13 protein-coding genes are annotated in these 14,648 nt (G+C 34.1%); 11 read left to right on the top strand and 2 right to left on the bottom strand.

Annotated features, from left to right (window positions below):
* Positions 1-607 precede the first annotated feature (607 nt).
* The 5 genes from GAPWK_RS11855 to GAPWK_RS11835 all read left to right on the top strand — a co-directional run bounded on the left by GAPWK_RS11855 (position 608) and on the right by GAPWK_RS11835 (position 7,279).
* Positions 608-2,494: an extracellular solute-binding protein gene (locus GAPWK_RS11855; RefSeq protein ID WP_080692537.1), complete on the top strand. Its 1,887-nt coding sequence runs from the start codon at positions 608-610 to the stop codon at positions 2,492-2,494.
* A 1-nt stretch (position 2,495) separates the two neighbouring features.
* The gene (locus GAPWK_RS11850; protein WP_025316440.1) at positions 2,496-3,584 is read left to right on the top strand and encodes a microcin C ABC transporter permease YejB; all 1,089 of its coding nucleotides are present in this window, start codon (positions 2,496-2,498) and stop codon (positions 3,582-3,584) included.
* Positions 3,584-4,615, top strand: coding sequence for an ABC transporter permease (locus GAPWK_RS11845; protein WP_025316439.1), 1,032 nt, complete (start codon positions 3,584-3,586; stop codon positions 4,613-4,615). The genes GAPWK_RS11850 and GAPWK_RS11845 overlap by 1 nt, the downstream gene beginning before the upstream one ends.
* Positions 4,612-6,345, top strand: coding sequence for a microcin C ABC transporter ATP-binding protein YejF (gene yejF, locus GAPWK_RS11840; protein ID WP_025316438.1), 1,734 nt, complete (start codon positions 4,612-4,614; stop codon positions 6,343-6,345). The genes GAPWK_RS11845 and yejF overlap by 4 nt, the downstream gene beginning before the upstream one ends.
* Positions 6,346-6,421: 76 nt before the next feature.
* Complete coding sequence (locus GAPWK_RS11835; RefSeq protein ID WP_025316437.1) at positions 6,422-7,279, top strand: hypothetical protein; 858 nt, start codon at positions 6,422-6,424, stop codon at positions 7,277-7,279.
* 73 nt (positions 7,280-7,352) lie between these two features.
* Here GAPWK_RS11835 and frdD read toward each other — a convergent pair whose 3' ends face one another.
* Together frdD and GAPWK_RS11825 are read right to left on the bottom strand one after the other, a co-directional pair.
* Positions 7,353-7,709: a fumarate reductase subunit FrdD gene (gene frdD, locus GAPWK_RS14340; RefSeq protein WP_025316436.1), complete on the bottom strand. Its 357-nt coding sequence runs from the start codon at positions 7,707-7,709 to the stop codon at positions 7,353-7,355.
* A 14-nt stretch (positions 7,710-7,723) separates the two neighbouring features.
* On the bottom strand, positions 7,724-8,155 hold the full coding sequence (locus GAPWK_RS11825) for a hypothetical protein (protein WP_025316435.1): 432 nt from the start codon (positions 8,153-8,155) through the stop codon (positions 7,724-7,726).
* A gap of 875 nt (positions 8,156-9,030) precedes the next feature.
* On the opposite strand from GAPWK_RS11825, the gene casA reads away from it, so the two are divergent.
* Genes casA through cas1e form a run of 6 tightly spaced genes read left to right on the top strand, consistent with a single transcriptional unit; the run spans position 9,031 to position 14,647 of the window.
* On the top strand, positions 9,031-10,557 hold the full coding sequence (casA, locus tag GAPWK_RS11820; RefSeq protein ID WP_025316434.1) for a type I-E CRISPR-associated protein Cse1/CasA: 1,527 nt from the start codon (positions 9,031-9,033) through the stop codon (positions 10,555-10,557).
* A gap of 20 nt (positions 10,558-10,577) precedes the next feature.
* Entirely contained in the window at positions 10,578-11,213 is a 636-nt protein-coding gene (gene casB / locus GAPWK_RS11815) for a type I-E CRISPR-associated protein Cse2/CasB (protein ID WP_025316433.1), read from the top strand.
* Between the two features lie 5 nt (positions 11,214-11,218).
* Positions 11,219-12,283, top strand: a complete 1,065-nt coding sequence (gene cas7e / locus GAPWK_RS11810) for a type I-E CRISPR-associated protein Cas7/Cse4/CasC (RefSeq protein ID WP_025316432.1) — start codon at positions 11,219-11,221, stop codon at positions 12,281-12,283.
* Between the two features lie 13 nt (positions 12,284-12,296).
* A complete protein-coding gene (gene cas5e, locus GAPWK_RS11805; RefSeq protein WP_025316431.1) occupies positions 12,297-13,040 on the top strand; it encodes a type I-E CRISPR-associated protein Cas5/CasD in 744 nt (247 codons plus the stop codon).
* The gene (cas6e, locus tag GAPWK_RS11800) at positions 13,041-13,718 is read left to right on the top strand and encodes a type I-E CRISPR-associated protein Cas6/Cse3/CasE (RefSeq protein WP_025316430.1); all 678 of its coding nucleotides are present in this window, start codon (positions 13,041-13,043) and stop codon (positions 13,716-13,718) included.
* An 11-nt stretch (positions 13,719-13,729) separates the two neighbouring features.
* Positions 13,730-14,647, top strand: coding sequence for a type I-E CRISPR-associated endonuclease Cas1e (cas1e, locus tag GAPWK_RS11795; RefSeq protein WP_025316429.1), 918 nt, complete (start codon positions 13,730-13,732; stop codon positions 14,645-14,647).
* The last annotated feature ends 1 nt before the right edge of the window (position 14,648 follow it).

Here is a 14,648-nt window from a genome sequence, read left to right as displayed (position 1 = left end):
TTTATTGGATAACAAAGTGAATGATATAAAAATAAATAATTTCATATAATTAACTTTATTATCTGTCCTATCATTGTGCTAAACAGATATTGTGCTAGTAAATCAATTTTTTGTCGTTAATTAATTTGTTAAGGTTATTTACTAATCTATTTAGATTCTAATGAATAGAAAGCTTATAATTTATTCATTAATATAACTGGTTTAACATAAAAATACAGGTAATAATTTAGCGTTTTATACTGAAACGTTATGTTAACCTCAAACTTTTTTACAAAGAAAATTAGTTTTTTAAAAAAACAAATGGATTAAGTGTTATGTTTATCAACCCATAAAGAGCGTTATTAATGAATATAATAATATTAACTATTGTGTTGGTTCTTGAATTTATTAATTAGGTTTTGCTCATTTAGTTGAAGTTTGGCAAAATAGATGACCTATTATAGATGGGATAATTGTTTTGAATCATCAAGACAATAATTTCAATGGCACTTACCAATATTTATACGAGTGATTAAACAGGAATGACAATAGGATGATTAACCAAATCAAACAAAAAATAAACACAATACTTATAACAAGTTGTATAAGTGGGTTAGTTATTTGTTCTATGACGGTTAATGCTCAAGAAACTCAGGCAGAACAATCGCCAACAGCAACAGAGGCTAACGCTGATGCTGTTTTACCTAGCCAACCATTAACAAATGATCAGGCTAATTTTGTTGGACCTGTTCAAGTTACTGAAAAAATCTATCGTAAAACTACTTTTTCTTTATTAGGTGAGCCTAAATATCCTGAAGATTTTGATCATCTTGATTATGTAAATCCAAAAGCACCAAAAGGTGGAACGATCAAGCTCGCTGAAATAGGCACTTTTGATAATTTTAATCGTTATGCTAGTCGAGGTGCGCCCGAAAAAAACTCAGGATCATTATACGACACCCTTTTTACAAACTTAGCGGATGATATTACCAGTTTTTATCCATTAATTGCGACATCCGTTACCTATTCTGACAATTATCGTTGGGCGGAAGTTGCTATTAATTCCGATGCCCGTTTTCAAGATGGCAAACCAATTACGGCACATGATGTTGAATTTACCTTTCAAAAATTTATGACTGAAGGTGTTCCACAATATCGTGTATATAATCAGGGTATTACTGTTAAAGCGCTAGATGATTACCATGTGCGCATTGATTTACCTGAAACAGATCGAGAAAAGTTATTATCCTTTATTGGTAATATGCCCGTTATACCGCAACATTTTTGGCAAAACCACAATTTTTCTGAACCAATTGCTACGCCACCTGTGGGCAGTGGCCCTTACTATATCAGTGATTATAAAATGGGACATTTTGTGGTTTATCGACGCAATCCTAACTATTGGGCAAGTAATTTACCCGTTAATAAAGGGATGAATAATTTCGATGAAAAACGCATTGAATACTATATGGATAGTAGTATTTCATTAGAAGCTTTTAAAGCTGGTGAATATGATCTTCGTGGTGAGGGACAGCCTAAAAATTGGTTTACTCAATATCAAGGCCAATATTTTGATTCGAATAATATTATCAAACAGGAAAAACCGATTCAAACGGCTATAGATACCAAATGGTTAGCATTTAATTTGCAAAAAGATTTGTTTAATGATGTTAAAGTTCGTGAAGCAATTACTTTAGCTTTTGATTTTCAATGGTTAAATCACGCTTTTTATTATGATAGCTACAAAAGACCTTACAGTTTTTTTGAAAATACTATTTATGCGGCGATAGGTACGCCAAGTGAACAAGAGTTAAAATGGCTTAATCAATATAAAGATATTATTCCTGAACGGGCGTTTGAGAATGCCTTTTACATTCCTAAAAGTGATGGTCTTGGGTTTAATCGTGATAATTTATTAAAAGCGACTGACTTACTTCAACAAGCTGGATGGATTATTAAAGAAGGTAAATTAGTCAATGCTAAAACCAATCAACCTTTTGAATTTGAACTTGTTACATATCTTGGGGATGATATTAAATATGCGATACCTTTTCAGCAAAACTTAGCTCGTTTAGGTATCACAATGAAAATCGTGTCACTTGATTATGCTCAGTTCACACGTCGTTTGCGTGAGCGTGATTATGATATGATGCCACGTACTTATGGTGCTGAAAATTATCCCTCATCAGACTTAATGATCCTTTGGGGAAGTGAATATCTTAATTCATCATGGAATGCATCAGGATTACATAATCCAGCAATTGATGGAATTATCGCTGAAATTACTAAAAATTTAGATAATGAAGCTCAGCTCATTCCTCTTGGGCGCGCTCTTGATCGCATCTTAACTCAAGAATATCCTATGATTCCAATGTGGTATAACAGCAATACTTACTATGCATATTGGAACAAATTTGGGCAGCCAGATGTTCAACCCGCTTACGCTATTGGTGTAGATAGTTGGTGGTATGATGCAGATAAAGCAGCTAGCCTGACTAAAAATCGGAAACATTAACATGCTTAATTATCTTATTCGACGATTATTACTCATTATTCCTACACTGTTTGTTATTTTAACGATTAACTTTTTTATTGTACAAGTAGCGCCAGGAGGCCCAGTTGATCAAGCATTAGCACTGATTGAAAATGGCCCAGAAGCAGGGCAAGCTATTTTGCCGGGAGGTGATAATAGCGCTGTAAAATTGCAACAACCTAAAAATGAGTCAACTTATCGTGGATCGCGCGGGCTTGATCCACAAATTGTGACCATGATCGAAAAACAGTACGGTTTTGATAAACCAATAATAGAACGTTATTTTGAAACATTAAAAAAATATGTCATGTTTGATTTTGGCAATAGCTTTTTTAAAAGTGAATCTGTAATAGGTTTAATTATTAAAAGTTTACCTGTTTCGATTTCACTCGGCCTTTGGAGTACTCTCATTGTCTATCTTATTTCGATTCCTTTAGGGATACGAAAGGCGGTTAAAGATGGATCGGCTTTTGATTTTTGGTCAAGTACGTTAATCATTATTGGCTATGCAATACCCGCTTTTTTATTGGCGGTGTTACTCATTGTACTGTTTGCGGGTGGAAGTTATTGGGATATTTTCCCATTACGAGGATTAGTTTCCAACCATTTTGAACAGCTCGATTTTTGGGGTAAGGTAAAAGATTATGCTTGGCATATCTGTTTACCGACTATTGCAATGGTGATCAGTGGTTTTGCATCGTTAACCATGCTAACCAAAAATTCATTTTTAGATGAAATCCGTAAACAATATGTCATAACCGCTAGAGCCAAAGGTCTAAGCGAGCGACAAATTCTTTATAAACATGTGTTTCGTAATGCAACTTTACTTATTGTATCGGGCTTTCCAGCTGCATTTGTCGGTATCTTATTTACCGGTTCGTTACTGATAGAAATTATTTTTTCACTCAATGGGCTTGGGCTATTGGGGTATGAAGCGATCATTCAACGAGACTACCCAGTTATTTTTGGCTCGTTGTATATTTTTACGTTAATCGGACTAATTGCTAAGCTATTATCCGATTTATCTTATATGATAATTGACCCACGCATTGACTTTGAGGCTCGCAATTGATGACTAGTAATTACTCTATTAATCAGCAACGTTGGCAACGATTTAAGCACAATCGGCGTGGATACTATTCGCTTTGGTTATTTATGATTTTTTTTGTAATTAGCCTATTTTCTGATTTTATTGCTAACGATAAACCGATTTTTATTAAATATCAGGATAATTATTATTCACCGATTTTTCATTTTTATCCTGAAAGTGAATTCGGTGGACAATTTGATACTCAAACAAATTTTTTAGATCCGGCTGTGCAACATAAAATAGAAGCAGATGGTTGGATTTTATGGCCTCTATTTCGTTATAGCTATAATACGTTAATTTATGATACGCCAAGCACGTTTCCAACTTCACCATCACTTTCCCATTGGTTAGGTACGACCGATGCTGGTTTTGATGTATTGGCAAATATATTATATGGTTTTCGTATTTCTATGTTCTTTGCCATTTTATTGACACTTTTTACCACGATCATTTCAGTTATTATCGGCGCAGTTCAAGGTTATTATGGTGGCAAAATTGATTTGATTGGACAACGTTTTATCGAAATTTGGTGTGGATTACCTGAGCTATTTGTGATTATTTTACTGGCGAGTATTTTACCGCTTGATTTTTGGTGGTTACTCGGGATAACGGTATTATTTGGTTGGATGGCTTTATCAGCTATTGTACGTACTGAATTTTTGCGTACCCGTAATTTTGATTATATCCGTGCTGCCAAAGCAATGGGTGTCGGCGACAGCAAAATTATGTTTCGTCATATTTTACCGAATGCAATGGTTGCAACATTAACATTTTTACCTTTTATTTTATGTGGTTCAATTACAACATTAACTTCTCTGGATTTTCTAGGTTTTGGTTTACCGATTGATTCGCCATCTCTTGGTCGTTTGTTACTACAAGGTAAAAATAATTTGCAAGCACCTTGGCTTGGTATTAGTTCATTTTTAATTATTGCAACTTTGCTATCATTGCTTATTTTTATTGGTGAAGCAATCAGAGATGCTTTCGATCCAAACAAGGGAGTGTATCGATGAGTTCTACTTTATTATCTGTTGAAGATTTAAGTATTGCTTTCAAACGTGATACACAATCACAATTGCGTGTTGTAAGCAATGTTAGTTTTAACATTGATGAACAAGAAACACTTGCTTTAGTTGGTGAGTCAGGTTCAGGCAAAAGTGTGACTGCATTGTCTATTTTACGTTTATTACGTAAAGAGCAGGTGAGTTACCCAATGGGTGATATTTTATTTGCAGGGCAATCTTTGCTTCATGCACCCGATAAAGAGCTTCGTAAAATTCGTGGAAATCAAATTAGTATGATTTTCCAAGAACCGATGGTGTCGCTCAATCCATTACATACCGTTGAAAAACAGCTTTATGAAGTACTTTCATTGCATCGCGGTATGCGGCCTAATGCTGCCCGTAGCGAAATTTTGCAATATCTCGATCGTGTTGGAATTAAAGAACCAAAAAATAAATTATCTGCTTTTCCTCATCAGCTATCGGGTGGAGAGCGACAGCGAGTTATGATTGCTATGGCAATTCTAACCCATCCTAAATTATTAATTGCTGATGAACCTACTACCGCATTAGATGTATCCGTACAGGCTCAGATTATTCAATTACTTAAAGAGCTTAAAAATGAATTGAATATGAGTATGTTATTTATTTCGCATAACCTTGGTATTGTCAAAAAGTTAGCTGATAAAGTGGCCGTTATGCAACAAGGTAAAATTGTTGAATATAACAGTAAACAACGTATCTTTTTGCGTCCTGAACATGAATATACTCAAACCTTGCTAAATTCCGAACCAAGTGGCGATCCGGTTGTTTTACCTCAAACGCCAGGAATACTGCTTAGCGTTAACCATCTTAATGTAGATGTAATAACTAAAAAAAGGCTATTTAGTCACGAACAAAAAAGAATTGTTGATAATGTGGGTTTGACGATACACCAAGGTGAAACAGTGGGTATTGTCGGTGAGTCAGGTTCAGGAAAAAGTACAACAGCTTTGGCTATTTTACGATTGATTAAATCTGAAGGTGAAATCTTATTTGATAGCCACCCAATACAGAATTTAAAGGGTAAAAAACTGTTACCATTTAGGAGCCGCATCCAAGTTGTGTTCCAAGATCCGTTTTCGTCACTCAATCCTCGTTTTAATGTTGAGCAAATTATCAGCGAAGGTTTAGTTACTCATAAAAAACTGAGTAAAAATGAACGTGAAAAAGCGGTAATTGAAATTATGCAAGAAGTTGGTCTCGATCCTGATTTACGTTTTCGCTATCCAACCGAATTTTCCGGTGGACAACGTCAACGTATAGCTATTGCTCGAGCATTAATTTTACAACCAGAATTACTGATTTTAGATGAACCAACTTCATCTTTAGATCATACTATTCAAAAGCAAATCATTGAGTTACTCAAATCGTTACAGGAAAAACATCGGCTCAGTTATCTCTTTATTAGTCATGATTTAGCGTTAGTTTATTCAATATGTCATCAAGTCATAGTTATGAAAGATGCACAAATTGTCGAGCAAGGATCACGAGAAAAGATCTTTTATTCTTGCGAACATGAATATACCAAAGCGTTACTGTCATTTTTAGATAAACCGCCTCGTAGAGGAAACAAAACCCTAATTCATGCCGATAAAGCTGAAAAAATAGAAAAGAATGATCATAAAAATGATAATTCACAAAATCAAAAACAAGAAAAAAAGGTCGATTGGGAAAACGCGTTATTAATGCGCAAAAAGTAGTTATACATAAAGCTATGGTTGAATTTAGTTCACGATTACCAATGAATGAATATTTATCTCTATTTATAGGTTAGCCATGAAAAAACAAACATTACCTTGTTCAATAACACTCTGTACGTTGTTACTTTCACCAACTGTAATGGCGTTAAATTGTGGTGAAGATCCTGCTCAAAATAGGGTGCAAGCAAATAATTATATTTTTCAAATTTTAGATTTTATTGATTTACCCATTCAAGGTATTAAACATGAAGTTAGAACATCGACAACAATAATTAATAATCGTAATGAGTCAACGGCTAAACATATCCTCAATTATGATGAAAATGGATTAATTACTCAAAGCCAATATATTTTGTACTCGGATAATAATAAACGTGTTTATTCAGAAAATTTGCAAAAAACAGCCGTTGGTTGGGAAAACTTTATTGAAGATCTGGAATATAAAACAAGCAGTATCATTCAATTTAAAACCGATGAACAAGGTAAAATAGTTGAATCACAACAAGCAAAAAAAGCATTAGACTTTATCTTCACTGCAACGGATAGTTACCAATATGATAGTAACAATTGTCTGATCAGCAAACAGGTACAATGGAAAGTTAAAGGGATTGATGATAAGGGTAAATTTACTGGTGTTGATCAAAATGGTGCGTCAGCTTATACCTTTAATTATCAACAACATCAATTAGCTAAAGTTTTATATCAGTTCAGTAATAATACCCAAAATGAAAGTAACTTTTTATATCAATACGATAATAATTACCGCTTAACTGCAATACAATCAGCTTATCTATCGGCAAGTAAAGATGTGGTGAATTATACCACTCAATTCTTAACCTTTGATGACAAAAATGATTGGCTCACCGCGACTAAAATAAGACAAGATCAAAAAAATAAACAAACTAATATTGTTAGAGAAATAACCTATTATTGATGTTTAACTTTAATCTGCGTTAACCAACTGGATAACGCTTTTTATTGATTAATTATATCAAATGCTGTTTTAGTTAACTTCGGACAAATAAAATATAAACTGCATGGATAGTCCATGCAAGGGCTAACGCAACGGTTAGTATTTTTTCCCGCTTTGGATAGATTTTATGATGATGTAAAATCGTGATAATCTTCTGTAATGCGCACCAAATAGGTAACGAAATCATTAAAAATAAAAATAATTTACCTGTTTCTGTATTTGCTACTTTAAGTATATAAGAACGAGTTGTTGCATTACCAAAAGGAATAATGAACGCAATTATTATCATAATGGCTGGCAAAAAGATCGCAGCCCATGTTCCACCTAAAGCAAATAATCCTTTTGCAAGACTACCCTTTGAATGTGTAGTTTTAATTTCTTGATTTTTCATCGGATAAATACCATCTATTTTAAAACAAATAACACTAAGCAAATTGAAATAGCGATTGTCACTAACCATAAACCAGCAGTAAATAAATAATCTTGTGTTCTCTTATTTGAGCTTGTTGAAAAAATAACTTTAGGGGCTAAGTTAAACCAACTTATTGAATGAAAAATAGCAACCAATAATGCTAAGCAATTGAGCACAACAACAAAAGGACTACGTAAAAAGAAGATAAAGCGATAAAACTCATCTTGTCCCATACTATTGGTATACATGCATATTACGCCATACATTAACATTAAACTGCCCCAAAGCATTGCAAAGGGAATTAATTTGTTAATGATTGAACAAAATCGAGATTGTTTCTGTGGTAAATCACTATATTCAGACTGATTACTGATATTACTTACATTATTATTTGATTGATAATTGTCATTACTTTTTTTAATCATAACTTTCTCAATGTGGGTAACATTTTTAGGTAATTAACGTTTTTAGAGTTTAATTAAGTATTATAAACACTAAGCTATCCAAATCGTCAAATTAAAGTCGCACATAATATCGGTTTTTGACCTAACAACACTAGGCAGAAAGTGCGTTAAAGGTCAATAGCCATAACATTAAAATATCGAGTTATCAGATAAATAGAAAGAGTAGATAAAAACAAAAAAATTTAAAAAAGGAAACTAAGCTCACATTTTTAAAGATTGATATCCGTTAAAATAATAACGATTTTATACTTATTTGACTTTGAAACGAAAATCCCCACGAGAGTGGGGAACTGATTTTAATTATTAATTGCTATAGGTTTATCCCTATCAAGATAAGGAACATTGATTACAACTAATAGTAGGATTGTAACATAAATAAATTTATTATCATAATTATTACTAGCTATCTTATTTAATTATTAATAACTATCTTGTCTTTTTTGTTGTTAATTAGAAAATTATATGTTAAATTAAAAATGGCTAGAACATACTAGCTATACATTATCAGCATTGCATGAAATAACCATCGATATAAGTACTCATTGAGTATACAGCATTGCTAATATTTTCCAATTTTTTTATAAGGAGAAGGTTTTATGTTTTTATTAAGAAAATTATTACCAATATGTAATTCTCTAGGAAATATGTTTAATTACCGAAAAAATCGATGGGCAATTGAATTAATGCATATAACAAATGATCAAAAAATTCGATCGTATACTTTAAGTTTTGAAATCAATAAATCAGCTTCATATAGAATTAAATGATTTAAGCTTAAACCGATAAGCGGAATAATTTATATTTCGCTTATTTCAAACTGGAAAAAGGAGTATAAATTGCCTACTTTATCATTGTTAGACCATGAATGGATTCCTGTAAGACATTTTAATGGTCAGATAAGTAAAATTAAACCCAGTCAGTTAATTGATGAAACCATTTTTGATTTAGCCTATTTTAGACCTGATTTTCAAGGTGCTGCATACCAATTTCTTATTGGTTTACTACAAACTGCTTGTTACCCCAAAAATAATGATGAATGGTTAGACTATTGGGATGAGGGAATACCACAATCACAGCTAGATAAAGCATTTGAACAAATTAAACCAGCAATGCAATTTGGTGCTACTAAACCTGCTTTTATGCAAGACTTTACACCATTAAATGGTAATAAAGTACCAATATCGGGTTTATTGGTTGAAGCGCCTGGTGAAAATGCTTTAAAGAGAAATACAGATCATTTTATTAAGCGGGATTTTGTTAAGGCTATCTGCCCACATTGTGCTGTTATGGCATTATTTACTTTACAAACTAATGCCCCAGCAGGTGGACAAGGGCATCGAGTCAGTTTGCGAGGCGGAGGACCAATTACCACTTTAATAATGCCTGAGCTGAACTCGCCAACACCATTATGGAAAAAATTATGGTTAAATGTAGTGCCACTTAATGATGATGAAAAACCACAACGCTATGATGAAACTGTCTTTCCATGGTTAAACAAAACCATAACCAGTGAACCGCCCAAAAATTTAAGTGTATATCCTGAACAAGCTAATTTTTGTCAAGCTTTTTGGGGTATGCCTCGTCGAATTGAGCTAGATTTTGACAATATAACGCAAGGCAATTGTGATCTTTGTGGTGAGGAGTCGTCCGAACTTATTAGCCATTATCAAACTAAAAATTATGGTGTTCAATATCAAAACTGGCGGCATCCTTTATCTCCTTATCGAACAGACAGTAAAACGGGTGCACCGATTGCCATCAAAGGTCAGCCTGGAGGGTTAATTTATCGCGATTGGTTAGGAATGGTTACTACTAATGATGATAACCAGCCAGCTCAAGTTGTAAACGCTCATGATTATCGTGACTTGGAATCTACCGAAGAATATCACCTTTGGTGTTTTGGTTATGATTTTGAGAATATGAAAGCTCGCTGCTGGTATGAACATAACTTTCCTGTCTATCCAATATTTGCTGACCCAGATAGTGATATTAAAGAGTTAATAGCACTAGCACTTGAGTTTAGTAAAGATACTTTACCAATACTACGTAAAGCCTTGGCTAGTATCAATAAACAATCAAGTTCCGTTGATATTGCTTATTGGAAAGAAACTGAAATACCTTTTTATGAATTTGTTAAACAACTTATTGATGAAAAAGATAACCCAAATGGTCGCTTTCACTTGTTGTTAGGTTGGACAAATACCTTATTGAAATATATCACCCAAATTTACGATAAAGCTGCTTTTTCAGATCCAGATCAACAAATGATCAATTCTGAAAAAATTAGTACAAGAGAAAAACTACTTAAAGATTTTAACAAACTTAAAAATATCAAAAAGATTAAAAATAATAAACCGTCTTGATAGCATGTAGGGAGAACAACATGTCAGATACTACCCCAAAAGAGCTGATCATCTTAAATGATAACCATAAAAAGATTATTGATGAATGGTTTTCTATGTTGCAGCAACGGCAAGGTAAATTCAATGGTATTACTTATAATGGACGCAAATTGCGAGCTGAATTACGTCGATATTCATTATCTGAGTTTATATGTTCACAAGCTGGCCACAGGATTTTAGCTGATAAACTTATTAATAATGACAGTAAATTAGCTAAAACAGAAGTTCATTATTATGCATTAAAGATATTTGCTAATGTGGCTGCTTTTGCAGAAAAGAATAATGATAAATCGCCATTTGCTGCACAATTAAGTGAAAAAATCAAAGGTGGCGAACGCAATTATTTATCTGAACTGCGATTTGAACGTCTTCTTACTAGTGAAACCCCTGAGGAATTTTGTCAACGTTTAATTCGTGCTGTTAAGTTGCGAGGTGAAAAAGGGGTTAATCTAACTTCCCTTGCTGATGGCATCTTTTTATGGATGCAAGAGTGGGATGCACGTGAACATGGTTGGCCAGCTGATACTAACCCGTTTAAACGCCTTTCTGTTCGTTGGGAAATGGACTACTTTTCAACTAAAAATAATACTAATACTAAAACTAATACTAAGGAATAATCATCATGACTACATTTATTCAATTACATCTATTAACCGCTTATGCTCCCTCAAACTTAAACCGTGATGATTTAGGTCGACCAAAAACAGCTAAAATGGGTAATACTGACCGTTTACGCATTTCGTCACAAAGCTTGAAAAGAGCTTGGCGAACCTCTGACTGTTTTTATCAATCATTGAGTGATCATATTGGCACTCGTTCACGCCGCTTTGCTCGAGATTGGGTATATAAACCAATGATTGATAATGGTATATCTGAAAAAATAGCTAAAGAGAGTGCAATTAAAATAGCCGGTCAGTTTGGTAAAGTAAAAAATGAAAAATCACCAAAAGACCCATTGACTAATTTAGAAATCGAACAATTAGTACATATTAGTAATTATGAACAACAAGCAATTAAACAATTAGTTGATTTATTAATTAGTGAAAAACGTGAGCCTACCGATAATGAAGTTAAATTATTGCGTAAAGAAAATAGTAGTATTGATATTGCATTATTCGGACGAATGTTAGCAGATAGCCCGGCATTTAATATTGAAGCTGCGTGTCAAGTTTCTCATGCATTAGGGGTAAGTACCGTAACCATTGAGGATGATTTTTTTACTGCTGTTGATGATTTAAATAATAATGATGTTGATGCTGGATCAGCACATTTGGGCGAACGTGGATTTGCCTCTGCACTGTTTTATACTTATGTCTGTATCAGCCGTGATTTATTATTAGAAAATTTAAATGGTGATGAAATATTGGTTGAAAAAACCTTAAAAGCTTTAACTGAATCAACCACCAAAGTAGCACCAACCGGTATGCAAAATAGTTTCGCTTCACGGGCATATACTTCCTACTTATTGATAGAAAAAGGGAGTCAACAACCTCGCTCTTTAGCGGTAGCTTATTTTAATCCAATTCGTAGTCAAGATCTGGTTAATGATGCTATTACCCGTTTAGAAGAGCAACGTGATAAATTTGATAAAGTTTATGGCCAATGCGCTGATAGTCGCTATGTTCTCAATAGTGAAACAGGAGAAGGAACCCTTAGCGCGGCATTAGATTTTGTTGCGCAAAAATAGGAGAGTCGACAAGATGATAGACCATCTTATTTTTCAGATTTATGCCCCTTTTACCTCTTGGGGCGAACCTGCTGTTGGCGAAATTCGCCACAGCAATATTATTCCCTCTCGCTCTGCTTTATTGGGATTAGTCTCGGCGGCGCTTGGAATTCGACGTGATGATAATCAAATTGATAATTTTAATCAGCATTATTATTTTGCGATTCGTCCTTTTATTGCTAATAATAGCTGGTTTAGAGATTTTCATACTGTTCAAGCTCCTAGAGCTAACAAAAAGCAAGTATGGCATACGCGTTTTGATGAAATTCGACAGAACCTCCTTGATCTAGAAACTTTATTATCACAGCGAGAATATTACAATGATGTTTACTATCAAATTGTAATGTCTGAAACTGAAAATGCACCCTATAGTTTAGCCCAAATACAACAAGCATTACTTAACCCCGTTTTTCCATTATACGCAGGAAGGAAAAACTCACCTTTATCGTTGCCGTTATCACCTATCTTGTATCAAGGAACATTGAGTGATGCTTTTATTTTTGCAGACAAGCATTATCAAGAGTGTCATCGTCAAGATCCGGTTATTGATAAATTAGTAGAAAGCACTGCTGATGAATATTATTGGGAACAAATTAATCAAGAAGATCACTTTAAGGTAATTAAAATTCAGCTTCGGCAAGATCAACCAATAAGTAGTGAGCGCAGGCAATTTAGTTGTCGTCTGCAGTTTTCAGGCAAATTGAAAGGGAGTGAATAGATGTATTTTTCTCGAGTTACTTTAAAACTAAACCAACTTCCTTATATTATGCAACAGAAAATGCAAAATTCGGGACCTTATGCAATTCATCAATGGTTATGGCAACTCTTTCCTAATCAAGGAAAACGGATCTTTTTATTTCGTGAAGAGCGAATTGGTAAAGGTTATCAATATTATCTATTATCGGAAGTAGCGCCACTCTCAAATCATCAACTATTTTTAATAGAAACTAAACCGTATCAACCAAAATTAACAGCTGGAATGAAATTGTTTTTTTCACTACGGGCTAATCCAGTGGTGTTTAAAAATGGTAAGCGTAGTGATGTGTTGATGAACGCTAAATATCCGATTAGAAAACAAGGGTTAAAAATAGAAACTAATGAGATAAAACTTCGTCAAAATCAAGCTGCAATAAACTGGTTAATTAAACAGAGTGAAACCAGAGGATTTTCATTATCAATCACTAACGATCAACAAGTAAATTGTGCAGTAATTAGTTATGTCCAACAGCAATTTATTAAAAAAAGTGATCTTAAACCAATTATTTACAGTAGCGTTGATTATCAAGGCGTGTTGACGGTGACGGATGCTGAATTGTTTTTAAATACCATCTATCAAGGAATAGGCAAAAGTAAAGGATTTGGTTGTGGTTTATTCTTGATAAAACATTATCAATAGGATAAACGGTTATGGTTTATATTCCACTTAATCCTATTCCTTTAAAAAATAGAACTTCAATGATTTTTTTGCAATATGGACAAATTGATGTTCTAGATGGAGCGTTTGTATTAATTGATAAAACAGGCATTAGGACTCATATTCCAGTGGGTTCTATCGCTTGCATAATGTTAGAACCAGGCACCAGAGTTTCACATGCTGCTATCAAATTGGCCGCAATGGTTGGAACCTTGCTTGTTTGGGTAGGTGAAGCAGGCGTAAGAATGTATTCATCGGGGCAACCAGGTGGAGCAAGATCAGACAAATTACTTTACCAAGCTAAATTGGCTTTAGATGATGATTTACGTTTAAAAGTGGTCAAAAAAATGTTTGAGTTACGATTTGGCGAACCTGCACCTAGTCGTCGTTCAATTGAACAGTTACGAGGTATTGAAGGATCGCGCGTACGTGAAACTTATTCATTACTGGCTAAACGTTATCATGTTAAATGGCACGGAAGAAAATACGACCCTAAAGATTGGCAAAAAGGCGATACGGTTAATCAATGTATAAGTGTAGCCACATCTTGCTTATATGGAATCACCGAAGCGGCTGTTTTAGCGGCTGGCTATGCTCCAGCAATCGGATTTGTACATAGTGGAAAACCACTCTCATTTGTTTATGATATTGCCGACATTATTAAGTTTGATACAGTTGTTCCCAAAGCATTTGAAATAGCTGCAAAAAACAAAATTGATCCCGATCGGGAGGTTCGTGTAGCCTGCCGTGAAATTTTTAGAAGCCAGAAGACATTAGCAATATTAATTCCGCTTATTGAAGAAGTTTTGTCCGCTGGTGGTATCGAACCGCCTCTACCACATGATGATGCCCAACCACCAGCTATCCCAGAACCTCAATCTTTAGCCGATAGTGGCTTTAGGAGTCGCTAAT

The organism is Gilliamella apicola (assembly GCF_000599985.1).
Taxonomy (GTDB): Bacteria; Pseudomonadota; Gammaproteobacteria; order Enterobacterales; family Orbaceae; genus Gilliamella; species Gilliamella apicola.
This window is presented reverse-complemented; position numbering and strand designations above follow the sequence as displayed.